The organism is Loktanella sp. DJP18, assembly GCF_049310965.1.
Taxonomy (GTDB): Bacteria; Pseudomonadota; Alphaproteobacteria; order Rhodobacterales; family Rhodobacteraceae; genus Loktanella.
In genome coordinates this window covers 1-18696 of sequence record NZ_JBMERN010000073.1, presented here as the reverse complement: position 1 = coordinate 18696, position 18696 = coordinate 1, and the positions used below count along the sequence as shown (strand labels likewise).

Here is an 18696-nt window from a genome sequence, read left to right as displayed (position 1 = left end):
GGCCTCCTTGGTATGCGAATGAGGGTGTGGCGCGCGGGGTCAGCCCCGCGCGGCCCGGTTCAAGCGTATTTCTTCTGGATCTCGTCCGAGATGTTCTGCGGCACCGGTTCGTAGTGGTCGAACTGCATGGTGAAGTTCGCACGACCCGAGGACATCGAACGCAGCGTGTTGATGTAGCCGAACATGTTCGCCAGCGGCACGAAGGCGTTGATGACGTTCGCGTTGCCGCGGCTGTCCTGCCCCTGCACCATCCCGCGACGCGAGGTCAGGTCGCCGATCACACCACCGGTGTATTCTTCCGGCGTCACGACTTCGACCTTCATGATCGGTTCCAGCAGCTTCGCGCCGGCCTTGCGCAGACCCTCGCGCATGCACATCCGTGCCGCGATCTCGAACGCGAGGACCGAGGAGTCGACGTCGTGGTACTTGCCTTCCAGCAGCTGCACCTTGAAGTCGATGACCGGGAAGCCCGCCAGCGGACCGGAGTCCATGACCGACTTGATGCCCTTTTCGACGCCCGGGATGTATTCCTTCGGCACCGAACCACCCACGACCTTGGATTCGAACGAATAGCCTTCGCCCGGCGCTGTCGGCATGATCAGCAGCTTCACTTCGCCGAACTGACCCGAACCACCCGACTGCTTCTTGTGGGTGTAGGTGTGTTCGACTTCGTGACCGATGGTTTCACGGTAAGCCACCTGCGGCGCGCCGATGTTCGCCTCGACCTTGAATTCACGACGCATCCGGTCAACCAGGATGTCGAGGTGAAGTTCGCCCATGCCGCGCATGATCGTCTGACCGGATTCGAAGTCGGTCTCGACGCGGAAGGACGGGTCCTCGGCTGCCAGACGGGCCAGAGCAATGCCCATCTTTTCCTGGTCTGCCTTGGTCTTGGGTTCGACGGCAATTTCGATCACCGGCTCGGGGAAGGTCATCGTCTCGAGAACGACGGGTTCCTTTTCCGAACACAGCGTGTCACCGGTCGTGGTGTTCTTCAGACCACCCAGCGCGATGATGTCGCCAGCGAAGGCTTCGTCGATTTCCTCGCGGTTGATGGCGTGCATCATCATCATGCGGCCGACGCGTTCCTTGTGACCCTTGGTCGAGTTCAGCATCGGGTCGCCCTTCTTCAGCACGCCCGAATAGATCCGGGTGAACGTCAGAGAGCCGACGAAGGGGTCGTTCATGATCTTGAACGCAAGGCCGGAGAACGGCATCGAGTCGTCGGCGCGGCGGGGAATACTGCGCGTTTCGGTCTCGTCACCGGGCTTGAAGCCCATGTAGTCGACCACGTCCAGCGGGCTGGGGAGGAAGTCGATGACGGCGTTCAGCAGCGGCTGCACGCCCTTGTTCTTGAACGCGGACCCGGCGGCGACGGGGACGAAGGACAGCGACAGCGTGCCCTTGCGGACCAGCTTGCGCAGGGTGTCCTCGTCGGGCTCGACACCGTCAAGGTAGGCTTCCATCGCGGCGTCGTCCATGTCGACGGCGGCCTCGATCAGGTTGGCGCGCCATTCCAGCGCGAGGTCCTGCAAGCTGTCGCGGATCGGCTTGCGAACCCAGCTTGCGCCAAGGTCTTCGCCTTCCCAGACCCATTCTTCCATCTTGATCAGATCGACGATGCCTTCGAGGTTGTCCTCGGCACCGATCGGGAACGTGATCGGCACGGCGGTCGCACCGGTGCGTTCCTTGATCATGCGGACGCACTTGAAGTAGTCGGCTCCGATCTTGTCCATCTTGTTGACGAAGACGATCCGCGGAACCTTGTAGCGGTCGGCCTGACGCCAGACGGTTTCCGTCTGCGGCTCGACACCGGCATTGGCGTCCAGCAGGCAGATCGCGCCGTCAAGCACGGCCAGCGAACGCTCGACTTCGATGGTGAAGTCGACGTGGCCGGGGGTGTCGATGATGTTGAAGCGATACTTCGTGTCGGAAATGCCGTCGACGGACGGGTCTTCCTGACGCTGCCAGAAGGTCGTGGTCGCAGCGGAGGTGATGGTGATCCCCCGCTCTTGCTCCTGCTCCATCCAGTCCATCGTGGCGGCGCCGTCGTGGACTTCCCCGATCTTGTGGGACTTGCCGGTATAGAACAGGATGCGTTCGGTCGTCGTGGTTTTACCCGCGTCGATGTGCGCCATGATCCCGAAATTGCGGTAGCGCTGCAGTGGATAGTCGCGTGCCATTGTCGTGGTGCTCCTGAATTACCAGCGGTAGTGGCTGAACGCTTTGTTCGCGTCGGCCATCTTGTGGGTGTCTTCGCGCTTCTTCACGGCGGTGCCACGGTTGTTCACCGCGTCCAGAAGCTCGCCTGCAAGGCGCTCTTCCATCGTGTTCTCGTTGCGCTTCTTGGCGGCGGCGATCAGCCAGCGGATCGCCAGCGCCTCGCGACGCTCGGGCCGGACTTCGACGGGGACCTGATAGGTCGCACCACCGACGCGGCGCGAACGCACCTCGACCGAGGGCTTGATGTTCTCGAGGCACTCGTGGAATACTTCCACGGGCGACTTCTTCAGCTTGCCTTCAACGCGTTCAAATGCGTTGTAGACGATCCGTTCGGCGACGGCTTTCTTGCCGTCGACCATCAGGTTGTTCATGAATTTGGTCAGAACGGTATCACCGTACTTGGCGTCCGGCAGGACCTGGCGTTTTTCAGCGGCGTGGCGACGTGACATCTTTGTTTCCTTCTATCCAATTGCGGGCGAAATCCCGGGCACACGGGCCTGGGTCGGCCGAGTTTCTTACTTCGGCCGCTTCGCGCCATACTTGGAGCGACGCTGCTTGCGGTCCTTGACGCCTTGGGTATCCAGCACACCGCGCAGGATGTGGTAACGGACGCCCGGAAGGTCTTTCACACGGCCGCCACGGATCAGGACGACGGAGTGCTCCTGAAGGTTGTGGCTCTCACCGGGGATGTAGGAGATGACTTCGAAGCCGTTGGTCAGGCGGACCTTCGCAACCTTCCGCATGGCGGAGTTCGGCTTCTTCGGCGTGGTCGTGTATACGCGTGTGCAGACGCCGCGCTTTTGCGGGCAACCTTCAAGGTGCATCGACTTGGACCGGGTGACTTTGGGCTGACGCGGCTTGCGGATCAGCTGCTGGATCGTTGGCATTGGGCTGTTGTCCCCATCTTTCATGTGTGGCGACCACCGGGGCCGCGGATTGATGACACGTGCAGATCCATACGGAAAAGCACAAAAAATCCGCAGTCGAACCCTTACCGGAGGTTCGGTGCGGTGGGTTACAGAGGAACAAGGCCATATTTGCCCGGTTCTTGACCACTTCAACTCTGATATCGGGTTTGAACGACAGGACGCCCTGACCCGGATGTGGGGCCGTATAGGCCGTTGCACATGGGGTGTCAACAGGTCGACAGACCCCACCAAGCGCCCGTAAAACCTAGCGGATGCGGTCCGGCACGACAGGACGGCGCAGGCGCAGCTTGCGTTCCCGCAGCAGGGTGAAAATGCCGGTAGCGACGACGATTCCCGCACCCGTCAATGTCAGCGCGGACGGAAACTCGCCAAAGAAGACGACCCCCAGCAGGATCGCCGTCAGCAGGCTGGCATAGCGAAACGGTGCGACGAACCCGATCTCGCCCACCCGCATCGCCGCAACCGAAAAGATGTAGCCGAAGATCACAAAGACCGTGGCCCCGCCCAGATAGGCCGCCTCGGTGGCGGTCATCGGCTGCCAGTCTTCGGCCAATGACGCGATGCCGGCAAAGGCAGTCACGCCGAACGCCGCAACGAGAGACACCATCAGCGACGGCACCGATCGCGACAACCGCCGCACGATCAGGTCGCGCAGCGTCACGCAGGCGACGGCGGCCAGTGCGTACAGGGAGTAGACGTTGAAATCCGCGCCGCCGGGCCTGACGATCAGCATGACGCCGCCAAACCCGATCAGGATCGCCATCAGCCTGCGCCAACCCAGCGCCTCGGCCATGAACAACGAGCCTGCAAGGCTGACGGACAGCGGCAGCACCTGCATGATCGCGCTGACGTTGGCGATCGGCATGTGGAACAGCGCGGTGAGGAAGAAGTAGGCTCCGCCGATCTCTCCGGCCGCGCGCAGCCACATGATGCCCCAGTCCGACCGAGACAGGTCGAACCGCAGTTGCCCCATGATGCGGGCCATGATGACAAGGCAGATCGTCACGCCGACGCCGCGCAGAAACAGCAGTTGCCACAGCGGAAGAACATCGCCCAAGGACTTTGTGAAGCTGTCGTTGATGGTGAATGTGACCATCGCTCCGGTCATCAAGGCCGCGCCACGCATGTTGTCTGAAATCGGTGCCATGCCCCGGCAGTATCAGCGCACCCTGCCCCGCACCAGTGGTCGCACGTCCAATTTCACGCACCCGAGACAATGCCGTCCCGATCATGAAAAAGGCCCCCGCTTTGACGCGGGGGCCTCTCGTGGTTCAGGTCAGGACGCCGGACTTATTCGTCGCGGCTTTCCGGCGTGTCGACGATCATCGTGTCGAAGACGTCGCCGCCAACCACGTCGTCCTGCGCGGGGGCAGGTTCCGGTGCGGCCAGACGGGCGGCCTCTTCGGCCTCCTCGCGACGTGCCTCGATCACGACGCTGTCGCGGGCCGAAGCGATCGACCGGATGCGGGTGGTGGCACCACCGGTGCCGGCCGGGATCAGGCGACCGACGATCACGTTCTCCTTCAGGCCGACCAGCTTGTCACGCTTGCCTTGCACCGAGGCTTCGGTCAGCACGCGCGTGGTTTCCTGGAACGACGCCGCCGAGATGAAGCTGCGCGTTTGCAGCGACGCCTTGGTGATGCCCAGCAGGATCGGCTCGCCCGTTGCCGGACGGTCGCCGCGTGCGATGACCTTGGCGTTGGCCTCGTCGAATTCGGCCTTGTCTACGGTTTCACCCTTCAGAAGGACGGTATCGCCGCTGTCCTGAATCTCCCACTTCTGCAGCATCTGACGCACGATGACTTCGATGTGCTTGTCGTTGATCTTCACACCCTGCAGGCGATAGACGTCCTGCACTTCGTCGATCATGTAGTCCGCCAGCGCCTCGACACCCATGACTGCAAGAATGTCGTGCGGGGCCGGATTGCCGTCCATGATGTAGTCACCCTTCTGGACGAAGTCACCTTCGGCCACCGGGATGTGCTTGCCTTTCGGCACCATGTATTCGACGCGGGTTTCACTGTCGTCACCCGACTCAATCGCGATCCGGCGCTTGTTCTTGTAGTCCTTGCCGAACCGGACATAGCCGTCGATTTCCGCGATGATGGCGTGATCCTTCGGCCTGCGTGCCTCGAAGAGCTCGGCCACACGCGGCAGACCACCGGTGATGTCCTTGGTCTTGGCACCTTCACGCGGGATGCGTGCCACGACGTCGCCGGCCTGGATATCCTCGCCGTCCTCGACGGACAGAACCGCGTCCACCGACATGGCATAGCTGACCGGGTTGCCGTCGTCCTTCAACGCCGGTTCCCCGTCGGGGCCTGCGATGATGATCTTCGGTGCCAGCTCGTTGCCCTTGGGGGCCGCGCGCCAGTCGGACACGATGCGCTGGGTCATGCCCGTCGCATCGTCGGTGTCCTCGCGGACCGCGATCCCGTTGACCAGATCGACGTAACGGACCTTACCGCCCTTTTCGGCGATGATCGGCAGGGTGAACGGGTCCCATTCGAACATCTTGTCGCCGCGGTGGATCTCTTGACCTTCCTTGACGAAGACCTTCGATCCATAGCCGATCTTGTGGGTCGCCCGTTCGACGCCAGTCTCGTCCACGATCGCAAGGACCATGTTCCGGCCCATCACGACCTGTTCGCCCGCAGTGTTTTCCAGCAGCGATGCCATCCGGAATTCGACCTTGCCGGGCTGGCTCGCCTCGAGGAAGGACTGCTGGCCACCCTGTGCCACGCCGCCGATGTGGAAGGTCCGCATCGTCAGCTGGGTGCCGGGTTCACCGATGGACTGCGCGGCGATGATGCCGACAGCTTCACCAATGTTGACGCGCGTGCCGCGCGCCAGGTCACGACCGTAGCATGTGGCGCAGACGCCGTCTTCGGCCTCGCACGTCAGCGGGCTGCGGATGCGCATCTTGGCGATGCCCGCCACGTCGATCATGTCGGCCTTGCGCTCGTCGATCAGCTCGCCGGCTTCCACGATCACCTCGTCGGTGCCGGGCTTGACCACGTCGTCGGCCGACACGCGGCCCAGAACGCGTTCCGCCAGCGACGATACGACCTCGCCGTCGTTCACGGCGGCTTCTGCCGTGATCGCACGATCGGTGCCGCAATCGACTTCGCGGATGATGCAGTCCTGTGCCACGTCCACCAGACGCCGCGTCAGATAGCCGGAGTTGGCCGTCTTGAGCGCAGTGTCCGACAGGCCCTTGCGGGCACCGTGGGTCGAGTTGAAGTATTCAAGAACGGTCAGACCTTCCTTGAAGTTCGAGATGATCGGCGTCTCGATGATCTCGCCGGAGGGCTTGGCCATCAGGCCGCGCATCCCGCCCAGCTGCTTCATCTGCGTGACCGAGCCACGCGCACCTGAGTGCGCCATCATGTAGACGGAGTTCGGCTCGTTCTCGGCGCCGTTCGCGTCCACACCCGCCTTGGAGATGGTGGACATCATGGCGTCCGTGACCTTGTCGTTGCACTTCGACCAGGCATCCACGACCTTGTTGTACTTCTCACCCTGGGTGATCAGACCGTCCATGTACTGCTGCTCGAAATCCTTGACCAGATCGCGGGTTTCCTCGACGAGCGGCCATTTCGTGTCCGGCACGACCATGTCGTCCTTGCCAAAGGAAATGCCGGCCTTGAAGGCTTCGCGGAAGCCCATCGTCATGATCTGGTCGCAGAAGATCACGGACTCTTTCTGTCCGCAGTAGCGATAGACCGTGTCGATGACCTGCTGCACTTCCTTCTTGCGCAGCAGACGGTTGACCAGGCTGAACGGTGCCTTGGCGTTCAGCGGCAGAAGCGCGCCCAGCCGCAGACGGCCCGGCGTCGTCTCGAACCGCACGACGATCTCGTTGCCCTCGTCGTCGATCTGCTTCATCCGCGCCTGAATCTTGGCGTGCAGATGCACCTCGCCAGAGGTCAGGCCATGCTCGACTTCTTCGATGTTGGAGAAGGACATGCCTTCGCCCTTCATCCCGTCGCGCTGGATCGTGGTATAGTACAGGCCGAGGATCATGTCCTGCGACGGCACGATGATCGGCGCACCGTTGGCGGGCGACAGCACGTTGTTCGTGGACATCATCAGCACGCGCGCCTCAAGCTGGGCTTCCAGCGAGAGAGGGACGTGAACAGCCATCTGGTCGCCGTCGAAGTCGGCGTTGAAGGCCGAGCAAACCAGCGGGTGAAGCTGGATCGCCTTGCCTTCGATCAGCACCGGCTCGAACGCCTGGATGCCCAGACGGTGCAGCGTGGGCGCACGGTTCAGCATGACAGGGTGTTCGCGGATCACCTCGTCAAGGATGTCCCAGACCTCGGGACGCTCTTTCTCGACCAGCTTCTTGGCCTGCTTGACGGTCGAGGACAGACCCTTTGCCTCAAGCCGCGAGTAGATGAATGGCTTGAACAGTTCGAGCGCCATCTTCTTGGGCAGACCGCACTGGTGCAGCTTCAGCTCCGGCCCCGTCACGATGACGGACCGGCCCGAGAAGTCGACCCGCTTGCCCAGAAGGTTCTGGCGGAAGCGGCCCTGCTTGCCTTTCAGCATGTCGGAGAGCGACTTCAACGGACGCTTGTTGGCACCGGTGATGACGCGGCCGCGACGGCCGTTGTCGAACAGCGCGTCGACGGATTCCTGCAACATCCGCTTTTCGTTGCGCACGATGATGTCGGGCGCGCGCAGTTCGATCAGCCGCTTCAGACGGTTGTTGCGGTTGATGACGCGGCGATAGAGGTCGTTCAGGTCGGAGGTCGCAAAGCGGCCACCGTCCAGCGGCACCAGCGGGCGCAATTCTGGCGGGATGACCGGAATGACGGTCAGGACCATCCACTCGGGACGGTTGCCGGATTCGATGAAGTTCTCGACGATCTTCAGACGCTTGATGATCTTTTTGGGCTTCAGCTCGCCGGTCGCTTCCTTGAGGTCGGCACGCAGCTGCTCGGCCTCGGCGTCGAGGTCGATCTGGGCCAGCATCTCGCGGATCGCTTCCGCACCGATGTTCGCCTGGAACGCGTCGGCACCGTAGGCATCCTGCGCGTCGTTGAACTCCTCCTCGGTCATCAGCTGGCCATAGGTCAGGTCGGTCAGACCCGGTTCGATCACGACGTAGTTCTCGAAATACAGGATGCGTTCCAGATCGCGCAGCGTCATGTCCAGCATGAGACCGATGCGGCTCGGGAGCGATTTCAGGAACCAGATGTGCGCGACGGGAGCGGCCAGCTCGATGTGGCCCATCCGCTCGCGGCGGACCTTCTGCAACGTGACTTCAACGCCGCACTTCTCGCAGACGACGCCGCGATACTTCATCCGCTTGTACTTGCCGCACAGGCATTCGTAATCCTTGATCGGACCGAAAATGCGCGCGCAGAACAGGCCGTCCCGCTCGGGCTTGAACGTGCGGTAGTTGATGGTCTCGGGCTTCTTGATCTCGCCGAAGGACCACGACAGGATCCGTTCCGGCGATGCCAGAGAGACCTTGATTTCGTCGAACGTCTTCACCGGGGCGACCGGATTGAACGGGTTGTTTGTCAGTTCCTGGTTCATCTTCAATTCCTTGAATTGGGGTGCGGTAAGGTGGGACGGGGCGGCATCACGCCGCCCCAAGGGTCAGGCCCTATTCCCCGTCCTCCGCATCCAGGAGTTCCATGTTGAGGCCGAGGCCACGGACTTCTTTGACCAGAACGTTGAACGATTCCGGCACGCCGGCCTCGAAGTTGTCCTCGCCCTTGACGATGCTCTCGTAGACCTTGGTCCGGCCCGCCACGTCATCCGACTTCACCGTCAGCATCTCCTGCAAGGTGTAGGCGGCACCGTAGGCTTCCAGTGCCCAGACCTCCATCTCACCAAAGCGCTGACCACCGAACTGCGCCTTGCCACCCAGCGGCTGCTGCGTGACGAGCGAGTATGGCCCCGTTGACCGGGCGTGGATCTTGTCGTCGACCAGGTGGTGCAGTTTCAGCAGGTACTTCATGCCCACCGTCACCTTGCGGCTGAACTGCTCTCCGGTGCGTCCGTCGAACAGGATCGACTGACCCGAGGTGTCGAACCCGGCTCGCTTCAGCGAGTCGTTCACGTCAGCCTCTTTTGCACCGTCGAAGACCGGCGTCGCGATCGGGACGCCATGGATCACGTTGCCCGCGGCCTCGATCATCAGCCCTTCTTCCATGTCGGCGAAGCCTTCGTCGTAGACATCGTCGCCATAAGCGATCCGCAGCGCCTCGCGCACTGGGGTCAGGTCGCCATGACGGCGGTACTCACCCAGCGCCTCGTCGATCTTGATCCCCAGACCGCGCGCAGCCCAGCCCATGTGTGTTTCAAGGATCTGACCGACGTTCATGCGCGACGGCACACCCAGCGGGTTCAGACAGAAATCGACCGGGGTCCCATCGGCGAGGAACGGCATGTCCTCCATCGGCACCACTTTCGAGATCACGCCCTTGTTGCCGTGACGACCGGCCATCTTGTCGCCCGGCTGCAGCTTGCGCTTCACCGCGACGAAAACCTTGACCATCTTCATCACACCCGGCGGCAGATCGTCGCCACGACGGACCTTCTCGACCTTGTCCTCGAAGCGCGCATCCATCGTCTTCTTCTGGATCTCGTACTGCTCGTTCAGGGCCTCGACGATCTGCGCGTCGGCTTCGTCCTTCAGCGCCAACTGCCACCACTGGCCGTTGCTCAGGTCCGCCAACGTGGCTTCGGTGATCTCGGAATTCGCCTTGAACCCTTTCGGGCCCTTCACGGCGGTCTTGCCCAGGATCATCGACTTCAGGCGCGCATAGATGTTGCGGTTGAGGATCGCCATCTCGTCGTCCCGGTCACGCGCCAGACGCTCGACTTCCTCGCGCTCGATCTGAAGCGCGCGCTCGTCCTTCTCCACACCGTGGCGATTGAACACGCGCACTTCGACGACCGTGCCGAAATCGCCCGGCGGCAGACGCAGGGACGTGTCGCGCACGTCGCTGGCCTTTTCACCGAAGATCGCGCGCAGCAGCTTTTCTTCCGGGGTCATCGGGCTTTCGCCCTTGGGCGTGATCTTGCCCACCAGAATGTCCGCAGGCCCGACTTCCGCACCGATATAGACGATGCCGGCCTCGTCGAGGTTGCGCAGGGCTTCCTCTCCGACGTTCGGGATATCGCGGGTAATCTCTTCCGGCCCGAGTTTCGTATCGCGGGCGGCGACTTCGAATTCCTCGATGTGGATCGAGGTGAAGACGTCGTCGCGGGTGATCCGTTCCGAGATCAGGATGGAGTCCTCGTAGTTGTAGCCGTTCCACGGCATGAAGGCGACGATGACGTTCTTGCCAAGCGCCAGCTCCCCCATGTCCGTCGACGGACCATCGGCGATGACTTCGCCCTTTTCGACCAGATCGCCCACCTTCACCAGCGGACGCTGGTTGATGCAGGTGTTCTGGTTGCTGCGCTGGAACTTGCGCATGCGGTAGATGTCCACACCCGCGTCGCCAAGCTCCAGATCGGACGTGGCGCGCACAACGATACGGGCCGCATCGACCTGGTCGATGATGCCGGCCCGGCGGGCCATGATGGCGGCGCCAGAGTCGCGTGCCACGACTTCCTCGATCCCGGTGCCGACCAGCGGTGCTTCGGCCTGCAACAGCGGCACGGCCTGACGCTGCATGTTCGATCCCATCAGCGCGCGGTTCGCGTCGTCGTTCTCGAGGAACGGGATCAGCGATGCCGCGACCGACACCAGCTGCTTCGGCGACACGTCGATCAGGTCCACGTTTTCACGCGGGGACAGGGTGTAGTCGCCATTCTTGCGGGTCGACACCAGTTCGTTGCCGAACGATCCGTCCTCGTTCAGGTTCGCGTTGGCCTGCGCCACGGTGTGACGCATCTCCTCGGTTGCGGACATGTATTGCACATCGTCCGTCACCTTGCCGTCCACGACCTTGCGGTAGGGGGTTTCGATGAAGCCGTATTTGTTCACTCGGGCGAAGGTCGCCAGAGAGTTGATCAGACCGATGTTCGGACCTTCCGGCGTCTCGATCGGACACATCCGGCCATAGTGGGTCGGGTGCACGTCGCGGACTTCGAAACCGGCCCGTTCACGGGTCAGACCGCCCGGCCCAAGCGCGGACAGGCGACGCTTGTGCGTCACTTCCGACAGCGGGTTGGTCTGGTCCATGAACTGCGACAGCTGGCTGGAGCCGAAGAATTCGCGCACGGCGGCGGCAGCCGGTTTCGCGTTGATCAGGTCCTGCGGCATCACCGTGTCGATTTCGACGCTGGACATGCGCTCCTTGATCGCACGTTCCATGCGCAGCAGGCCGACGCGATACTGATTTTCCATCAGCTCGCCGACGGACCGCACGCGGCGGTTTCCAAGGTGGTCGATGTCGTCGATGTCACCCTTGCCGTCACGCAGTTCGACCAGCGCCTTGATGCAGGCGATGATGTCTTCACGACGCAGCGTGCGCTGGGTGTCTTCGGCGTTCAGGTCCAAACGCATGTTCATCTTGACCCGGCCGACGGCGGAAAGGTCATAACGCTCGCTGTCGAAAAACAGTGTGTCGAACAGGGCCGAGGCGGCGTCGACGGTGGGCGGCTCGCCCGGCCGCATGACGCGGTAGATGTCCATGAGCGCGGTTTCGCGGTTCATGTTCTTGTCGGCCGCCATCGTGTTGCGGATGTAGGCTCCGACGTTGATGTTGTCGATGTCCAGCACGGGAATCGTGGTGACGCCCGCGTCGATCAGGTCCTTCAGGGTCCCGCCGGTCACGCTGCCGGACTTGTCCGTCTCGACCGTAAGCTCGTCGCCGGCCTCGACGAAGATCGCGCCGGTATCCTCGTCTATGATGTCACGTGCGACGAATTTGCCGACGATGTGATCGTAGGGGACCAGGAGCTCCTTGACGGTGCCTTCGTCGACCATCTTCTTCACGGACCGCGGCGTCACCTTCTCGCCGGCCTTGGCGATGACTTCGCCCGTTGCGGCGTCGATCAGGTCATAGGTCGGACGGGTGCCGCGCACACGCTCGGGAAAGAATTTGGTCGTCCAGGCGTTCGCCTTGGCGTCCAGCTTGAATTCGACCGTGTTGTAATAGGCATCCATGATGGATTCCTGGTCGAGACCCAGCGAATAGAGCAGCGTCGTGACCGGCAGCTTCCGGCGACGGTCGATGCGGCAGAACACAAGGTCCTTGGCGTCGAATTCGAAATCGAGCCACGAACCGCGGTACGGAATGATGCGGCAGGCGAACAGCAGCTTGCCCGAGCTGTGCGTCTTGCCCTTGTCGTGGTCGAAGAAGACACCCGGGGAGCGGTGCATCTGGGACACGATCACACGTTCGGTGCCGTTCACGATGAACGTTCCGTTCTGCGTCATCAGGGGCATGTCGCCCATGAAGACGTCCTGTTCCTTGATGTCCTTGACGGACTTTGCACCGGTATCCTCGTCCACATCGAACACGATCAAGCGCAGCGTGACCTTCAGCGGCGCGGAATAGGTCATGTCGCGTTGCTGGCACTCTTCGACGTCGTATTTCGGCTTTTCCAGCTCGTATTTCACGAACTCCAGAACAGCGGTCTCGTTGAAGTCCTTGATCGGAAAGACCGACTGGAACACGCCCATGATGCCTTCGCCATCGAGCGGCACAGGGCTATCGCCCGAGCGGAGGAAAAGGTCGTAGGAGGATTTCTGAACCTCGATCAGGTTCGGCATTTCCAGGACTTCACGGATTTTACCGTAGTATTTACGCAGGCGTTTCTGGCCAAGGAAGGAAGAAGCCATGTGTGATATCACCTTATATCTGTCTGTCGCATCTCACCTCGCCCGGGCCGCGGGGTGTGACGCTTATGACTGGGGGCGTGCCGTCCATACGTGACCCTTGTCCCACCAAGGGCCTCCCGACGGAGCCACCTACCCAAAAGGAGGGCTGACGCATCAGCCACCCTTCAAGACAGGTGCGGCTGGACCTGCGACACGCGCAGATCCAGCCTTTTCTTCAGGTGCGGGCGTTACCGACTTTTCGCAAAAAGTCTGAACTCCAGATTTTCAGGGAACATCTGGCCCGCGCTTGGCTCAGGCCAGCTCGACCTTGGCACCGGCTGCTTCCAGCTTGGCCTTGATCTCTTCGGCGTCGGCTTTCGACGCGCCTTCCTTGACCTTGCCACCGGCTTCGACCAGGTCCTTGGCTTCTTTCAGGCCCAGACCGGTAATCGCGCGCACTTCCTTGATCACGTTGATCTTCTGTGCGCCGGCATCCTTCAGGACGACGTCGAATTCGGTCTTCTCTTCGGCGACTTCGGCTGAAGCAGCCGGGCCAGCCATCATCACGGCACCGCCGGCGGCGGGCTCAATGCCATACTCGTCCTTGAGGATGGTTTTCAGTTCTTGCGCTTGAAGAAGGGTCAGACCGACGATCTCTTCAGCCAGTTTTTTCAGATCAGCCATTTGATATGCTTTCCGTTTGCTTAAGTGTGTTCCAACGTCAGGGGATACAACCCCCAAGGCAGTTCAGGTTGCTTTATGCAGCTTTCTCTTCGATGGTCGAAAGAATGCTCGCGATGTTCGAAGCAGGCGCGCCAATGGCCCCGGCGATGTTTGCGGCTGGTGCTGCGATGCAACCCACGATGGAAGCGATAAGCTCCTCGCGGCTCGGCATCCCGGCAACGGCTTTCACACCGGCTGGATCCAAGGCGGTCTCACCCATGGCACCGCCAAGAACAACGAGCTTTTCGTTCTTCTTGGCGTAGTCGTCGACCACTTTCGCCGCAGCGACAGGGTCTTCCGAATAGGCAAGGACCGTCATGCCCGTCAGGTACTCAGCAATTGAAGCGCTGGGTTTACCGTCAAGGGCGATCTTGGCGAGCTTGTTCTTGGCAACGCGCACGGATCCGCCTGCAACACGCATCATTGCGCGCAGATCCTGCATTTCGGCAACTGTCATGCCTTCGTAGCGGGCAACCACCACGACGCCAGAGCTTTCAAAGATCTGGCCGAGTTCTTCGACCAGCTTCTCTTTTTGTGCTCTATCCACAGTTTTACTCCAAGTTTGGGGGTTTCCCCCCGGCTCAATTCTGCCCCCGGACTTCAGGGGGCGTTCGGGTCCGTTTCAGGGTCCCGAGGCCAATCTCGCCCGAGGTTTCCCCCGGAAATCTTGTTCTCGTTTCCCATCTCGGGAAGGAATTATGACAGGCGGTTGCCTGCACCCTCCGTCTCGGACAGCACAGCGGCGATGGTCTGCCGCTGCGAGTTGACGGACCCCGAGGGGCCCGTCAAATTCTTAGTTGCCAGTGGCAGACGCGATGTCGACCGACACGCCCGGGCCCATTGTCGAGGTCAGGCTGACCTTCTTCATGTAGGTGCCCTTGGCACCCGACGGGCGGGCCTTCTGGACGGCGTCCACGAAGGCCTTCAGGTTGTCGGCGATCTGCTCGGCGCTGAACGACGCCTTGCCGATGCCGGCATGGACCACACCGGCCTTTTCGGCGCGGAACTGGACCTGGCCGCCCTTGGCATCCTTGACGGCCTGCTTCACGTCAGGTGTCACGGTGCCGACGCGGGGGTTCGGCATCAGGTTGCGCGGACCAAGGATCTTGCCCAGACGACCGACGATACCCATCATGTCCGGTGTCGCGATGCACCAGTCGAAATCGATCGTGCCGCCCTGGATGGTTTCCATCAGGTCCTCGGCACCGACGATGTCGGCGCCTGCGGCCTTGGCCTCGTCCGCCTTGTCGCCACGGGCGAAGACAGCGACGCGCACGGTCTTGCCGGTGCCGTGAGGCAGCGTAACCGTTCCACGGACCATCTGGTCGGCGTGGCGCGGATCGACGCCCAGCACCATTGCGATCTCGATCGTCTCGTCGAACTTGGCAGTCGCGGCGTTCTTGACCAGCGACACGGCCTCGTCGACCTTGACGTTAAGCTTGCCGTCGAAGGCTGCGCGGGCAGCCGTTGTGCGTTTACCGACTTTTGCCATCACTTCACCTCGATGCCCATGGACCGGGCAGAGCCCGCGATGATCAGCATGGCGCCCTCGATGGACGTCGCATTCAAATCCTTCATCTTCGCTTCGGCGATCTCGCGCACCTGCTTGGCGCTGATCGACCCGGCGTTCGTGCGGCCGGGGGCCTTGGACCCGGAGGACAGCTTGGCCGCCTTCTTGATGTAGAAGGACGCCGGCGGCGTCTTGATCTCGATCGAGAACGACTTGTCCGCGTAATACGTGATCACGGTCGGGCAAGGCGCGTCTTTTTCCATGTCTGCGGTCTTGGCGTTGAACGCCTTGCAGAATTCCATGATGTTGATGCCGCGTTGACCCAGTGCCGGGCCGACGGGCGGGGAGGGCTTGGCGTTGCCGGCCGGAACCTGCAACTTCAGCGTACCCATTACTTTCTTGGCCATTTGGCCTCTCCTTCAATCAGCGGCGGGTCAAACCCGCCCTACAACGGCCCGCATGGGGCCAACCTGCCGTGGTTCGCGTTCCCGCTCCCACGTCCGAAACACGTCAGCCTTGTTTAGAGACCTGCGTGAATTCCAGTTCGACCGGGGTCGCCCGGCCAAAGATCGACACCGTCACCTTCAGGCGCTGGTTGTCCTCGTCCACTTCCTCGACCATGCCGTCGAAATCCTCGAACGGACCGTCGTTGACCTTGACCTTCTCGCCGATCTCGAAGTGGATCAGCGTGCGCGGGCTGTCTTCGCCTTCCTGCACGCGCCCCAAGATCGCCTGCACTTCGGCATCGCGCATCGGGCTCGGACGGCCTTGCGGACCAAGGAACCCGGTGACGCGATTGATCGAGTTGATCAGGTGATAGCCTTCGTCCGACAGCTCCATGTGAACCAGCACGTATCCGGGCATGAAGCGACGCTCGGTCGTGACCTTCTTGTTGCGGCGGATCTCGATCACTTCTTCGGTCGGCACCAGAACTTCGTCGATCTGGTCTTCCAGACCCTGCTCGGACACCTTCTGACGAATGGTCTCTGCGATCTTTTTCTCGAAGTTCGACAGAACGCTAACCGAATACCAACGTTTCGCCATGTTCCTCGTCACCTCGCATCTGCGGTCATCACCCGAAGGAAATGCAGCATTAATTCCAATTCTTTCAGCCACTTGGCAGTGGCTGTCCGGACAATAAATTTTGGCGTGCAACACGATTCGCCGCACGCCATCCGGGTAAGTTGTGGGCTATTACCGCCCAAGCCACCCGAATTCAAGGGGGTCAGGCCAGATTGTCGCCGTCGTTCCGGCGTCAGCTTCCGAAGTAGGTCAGCACGAACTGCAGCCCCTGACGAATCCCCAGATCGACGAGGCTGAAGAACGTCGCCATGACAGCGGCCATGATGAACACCATGACCGTGGTCAGGACCACCTCGCGCCGGGTCGGCCACACGACCTTCGCGATTTCCGCGCGGGTCTCGTTGATGAACTTGACAGGATTCGTGGCCATGGGTGCGTCCTTCGGATGATCGTGCGCAGATACGGCCTTTGCCGCGGGATTTCAACCCTGCCCGCAACCGGTCAAGGTCGCAGCAGATCAATGCCGGGCACCGCCGCGATCTCTTTCATCTGCACAGCGTAGAATTCCCGCGACAGGTCAAGCTCTTCGTCGGTGAACGCATTGAAGGGCGGATTGTCCGGTCCGACGGGAAACGCCGCGCGTGCCGTCGGCGCATCATGGGTTCCGGTCAGCGTGGCGTGAACGGCGTCGCGCGACAATCCGCCGTGGACGACCTCTGGCACCGGACGGACCGGCACGGCGCAATCCCCTAGCAGGACCGTGCAGATATCGCCGAACAGCGCGGCGTAATCCTCGTGCCGCCAGACCGTCAGCCGGTTGATGCCAGGCGTCGCGCGCAGGCGCATGACGATGTCGCCCCAATCCACGGCACCCAGCGGATTCGCGGCCTTGAAGTCATCGGGAGAGATCCTCTGCCCGCCCATCAGCACCTGCCCGTAGGCAGAGTTGAGGAACCCCGCCGGGTCACGCAGCGCAAAGCACAGATCGACCCCCTGCCCCGGCGCCAGCACCGGGATCAGCATCCCAAGCCGTTGCCGCGCGCGGGGATACAGCGGCAGCCGGACACGCCCCTTGCGGGTCTGCAGCACGCCAAGGAAATTTTCCTCCGACACCACCAGCCGACTGGCAGTGCCAATCAGCCTGGCGCGAACCTCCTCGGGCGCGGGACCTGTGCCGGAGACCTTGCGATTGATCGGCAGGTCGAACCGCGCCTCCAGGCTCCGGCCCTTGCCGCGCAGGTGCGGCGGCATCAGCGTGCGGATTCCGGCCTCCCACAGGGGAATGCGCTGCGCGATCAGAGAGTGTTGCAGATGCGTCGTCGCCGTCTTGTGCGCGCCCAGATGCAGGACGATGTGCGGTGCGGCTGTCATCGGATCGTGCGCATCCCGCATTGCTATCGGCGGCGGACTGGCAGGGGCAGGGGGACTCGAACCCACGACCTACGGTTTTGGAGACCGTCGCTCTACCAACTGAGCTATACCCCTAAGGCCATCGTCCGAGTAGCCTGAACGGAAGAGGGGATCAAGAGGGTTCGATCACGCCGTGCGTATGATCAGGTGTGCAAGGCAACTTTTGCCCCCTGCCCGCGCATCAGGATGTCAGCAGAATACGGCAATCCGACAGATCAGGGTGTCGCGCCAGAAGCGTCGCTTCGCTTGACGGCCGATCGGCGTCCGGCGTGTCGGTCACGTCCAGACAGACAGCAATCTCGATCATTCTTGCAGCGATCAGTTCGAATGTCGCGCTGATCTCCGGCAGCTTGCCGGGGAAATATTTCCGCGCCGTCAGCACGACATTTGTGCCGTAAGGATAGGCTACGTCGATGCTGCATAAATTCAGCTCTCCCGGATTGAACCCGCCGCGCGTGCAGAAGACCGAATAGGTGACGGGGGAGGCCTTGGGGTAGATATATTCATGACGGTCACCGGAGGTGATAACGTCGTGACCCTCCGCCATGTAATGCGGATCGTCTTCCATCCGCTCGCCCTGCCCCAGTTGGGTCGGAACCGTGCCGATCAAATCCGGTGCCGGGACGCCGCTGCGCAGAAACCGCACGTCCTGATCCGCCAGAAGCGGGTCATTATCCAAAATCGTTTTCAACCACGGCGCATGTCTGAAGTCGAATGACCGCGCATCATCCCCGAACGAGCTTGTCAACGCGCCAACGAAAAACTGACGATCCCCGACGGTGACAATGCCGTCTTCATGGGGAAGCGCCATTGCAGGCGGTACTGCTGAGAGGATCAAGATTGCGAAAAGAGTGTGGAGAACGGTAGGCATACTGAACAGTGACTGACGTCGCATCCGTAGCCGGTGCAGCATGGGGTTATCTCACTTGGATGAGCGACGGCTAGCCATCTGAAACGCAGGCGCACCCGGCAGCCATGTCAATCTGCTGTCACATATACCCGTCCATAAGTTGTCCCAAACCCGACATCTGAAAGGCACAGACAAAATGCGTCGCCCCCGCGAGGCAACTAAAACGCAAAAAGGCCGCCCACAAGGGAGCGGCCTTTCGCTTGTCGGACCGTTACCGGCCAGACTGAGA

At 61.7% G+C, this 18696-nt stretch carries 14 protein-coding genes and 1 tRNA gene; all 15 read right to left on the bottom strand.

Annotation, left to right across the window (positions count from 1 at the left end; all coding sequences use genetic code 11):
- Nucleotides 1-59 precede the first annotated feature (59 nt).
- Nucleotides 60-2183 carry an elongation factor G gene (gene fusA / locus ACOI1H_RS17310; protein ID WP_422439089.1) on the bottom strand — a complete coding sequence of 708 codons (2124 nt, stop codon included), beginning with the start codon at nucleotides 2181-2183 and terminating at the stop codon, nucleotides 60-62.
- Between the two features lie 18 nt (nucleotides 2184-2201).
- Nucleotides 2202-2672, bottom strand: coding sequence for a 30S ribosomal protein S7 (gene rpsG, locus ACOI1H_RS17305; protein ID WP_422439088.1), 471 nt, complete (start codon nucleotides 2670-2672; stop codon nucleotides 2202-2204).
- A gap of 66 nt (nucleotides 2673-2738) precedes the next feature.
- Nucleotides 2739-3110, bottom strand: a complete 372-nt coding sequence (rpsL, locus tag ACOI1H_RS17300) for a 30S ribosomal protein S12 (protein WP_072857149.1) — start codon at nucleotides 3108-3110, stop codon at nucleotides 2739-2741.
- Nucleotides 3111-3396: 286 nt separating this feature from the next.
- The gene (locus ACOI1H_RS17295) at nucleotides 3397-4299 is read right to left on the bottom strand and encodes a DMT family transporter (protein WP_422439087.1); all 903 of its coding nucleotides are present in this window, start codon (nucleotides 4297-4299) and stop codon (nucleotides 3397-3399) included.
- 143 nt (nucleotides 4300-4442) lie between these two features.
- Nucleotides 4443-8702 (bottom strand): DNA-directed RNA polymerase subunit beta', encoded by a 4260-nt coding sequence (gene rpoC / locus ACOI1H_RS17290; protein WP_422439086.1) that lies wholly within the window; start codon nucleotides 8700-8702, stop codon nucleotides 4443-4445.
- 70 nt (nucleotides 8703-8772) lie between these two features.
- Entirely contained in the window at nucleotides 8773-12912 is a 4140-nt protein-coding gene (gene rpoB / locus ACOI1H_RS17285) for a DNA-directed RNA polymerase subunit beta (RefSeq protein ID WP_422439085.1), read from the bottom strand.
- Between the two features lie 291 nt (nucleotides 12913-13203).
- Nucleotides 13204-13575, bottom strand: coding sequence for a 50S ribosomal protein L7/L12 (gene rplL / locus ACOI1H_RS17280; protein ID WP_422439084.1), 372 nt, complete (start codon nucleotides 13573-13575; stop codon nucleotides 13204-13206).
- 73 nt (nucleotides 13576-13648) lie between these two features.
- Nucleotides 13649-14161: a 50S ribosomal protein L10 gene (gene rplJ / locus ACOI1H_RS17275; protein WP_422439083.1), complete on the bottom strand. Its 513-nt coding sequence runs from the start codon at nucleotides 14159-14161 to the stop codon at nucleotides 13649-13651.
- Nucleotides 14162-14407: 246 nt separating this feature from the next.
- The gene (gene rplA, locus ACOI1H_RS17270) at nucleotides 14408-15106 is read right to left on the bottom strand and encodes a 50S ribosomal protein L1 (protein ID WP_422439082.1); all 699 of its coding nucleotides are present in this window, start codon (nucleotides 15104-15106) and stop codon (nucleotides 14408-14410) included.
- The gene (gene rplK / locus ACOI1H_RS17265) at nucleotides 15106-15531 is read right to left on the bottom strand and encodes a 50S ribosomal protein L11 (RefSeq protein WP_422439081.1); all 426 of its coding nucleotides are present in this window, start codon (nucleotides 15529-15531) and stop codon (nucleotides 15106-15108) included. Before rplK ends, rplA begins: the two co-directional genes overlap by 1 nt.
- A 103-nt stretch (nucleotides 15532-15634) precedes the next feature.
- Complete coding sequence (gene nusG, locus ACOI1H_RS17260; protein WP_422439080.1) at nucleotides 15635-16168, bottom strand: transcription termination/antitermination protein NusG; 534 nt, start codon at nucleotides 16166-16168, stop codon at nucleotides 15635-15637.
- Nucleotides 16169-16379: 211 nt separating this feature from the next.
- Nucleotides 16380-16577: a preprotein translocase subunit SecE gene (gene secE / locus ACOI1H_RS17255; protein ID WP_422439079.1), complete on the bottom strand. Its 198-nt coding sequence runs from the start codon at nucleotides 16575-16577 to the stop codon at nucleotides 16380-16382.
- A gap of 71 nt (nucleotides 16578-16648) precedes the next feature.
- Nucleotides 16649-17518 carry a hypothetical protein gene (locus ACOI1H_RS17250; RefSeq protein ID WP_422439078.1) on the bottom strand — a complete coding sequence of 290 codons (870 nt, stop codon included), beginning with the start codon at nucleotides 17516-17518 and terminating at the stop codon, nucleotides 16649-16651.
- A gap of 38 nt (nucleotides 17519-17556) precedes the next feature.
- A tRNA-Trp gene (locus ACOI1H_RS17245) sits at nucleotides 17557-17632 on the bottom strand.
- 106 nt (nucleotides 17633-17738) lie between these two features.
- Nucleotides 17739-18248, bottom strand: coding sequence for a hypothetical protein (locus tag ACOI1H_RS17240; RefSeq protein WP_422439077.1), 510 nt, complete (start codon nucleotides 18246-18248; stop codon nucleotides 17739-17741).
- Between the last annotated feature and the right edge of the window lie 448 nt (nucleotides 18249-18696).

What these genes read in the sequence shown, in the direction of transcription:
- rpoB (WP_422439085.1), bottom strand. Translation starts at nt 12,912, where the DNA reads ATGGCTTCTTCCTTCCTTGGCCAGAAACGCCTGCGTAAATACTACGGT.
- rplA (WP_422439082.1), bottom strand. Translation starts at nt 15,106, where the DNA reads ATGGCAAAAGTCGGTAAACGCACAACGGCTGCCCGCGCAGCCTTCGAC.
- nusG (WP_422439080.1), bottom strand. Translation starts at nt 16,168, where the DNA reads ATGGCGAAACGTTGGTATTCGGTTAGCGTTCTGTCGAACTTCGAGAAA.
- ACOI1H_RS17250 (WP_422439078.1), bottom strand. Translation starts at nt 17,518, where the DNA reads ATGACAGCCGCACCGCACATCGTCCTGCATCTGGGCGCGCACAAGACG.
- rpsL (WP_072857149.1), bottom strand. Translation starts at nt 3,110, where the DNA reads ATGCCAACGATCCAGCAGCTGATCCGCAAGCCGCGTCAGCCCAAAGTC.
- rplK (WP_422439081.1), bottom strand. Translation starts at nt 15,531, where the DNA reads ATGGCCAAGAAAGTAATGGGTACGCTGAAGTTGCAGGTTCCGGCCGGC.
- rpsG (WP_422439088.1), bottom strand. Translation starts at nt 2,672, where the DNA reads ATGTCACGTCGCCACGCCGCTGAAAAACGCCAGGTCCTGCCGGACGCC.
- fusA (WP_422439089.1), bottom strand. Translation starts at nt 2,183, where the DNA reads ATGGCACGCGACTATCCACTGCAGCGCTACCGCAATTTCGGGATCATG.
- ACOI1H_RS17295 (WP_422439087.1), bottom strand. Translation starts at nt 4,299, where the DNA reads ATGGCACCGATTTCAGACAACATGCGTGGCGCGGCCTTGATGACCGGA.
- rpoC (WP_422439086.1), bottom strand. Translation starts at nt 8,702, where the DNA reads ATGAACCAGGAACTGACAAACAACCCGTTCAATCCGGTCGCCCCGGTG.
- rplL (WP_422439084.1), bottom strand. Translation starts at nt 13,575, where the DNA reads ATGGCTGATCTGAAAAAACTGGCTGAAGAGATCGTCGGTCTGACCCTT.
- secE (WP_422439079.1), bottom strand. Translation starts at nt 16,577, where the DNA reads ATGGCCACGAATCCTGTCAAGTTCATCAACGAGACCCGCGCGGAAATC.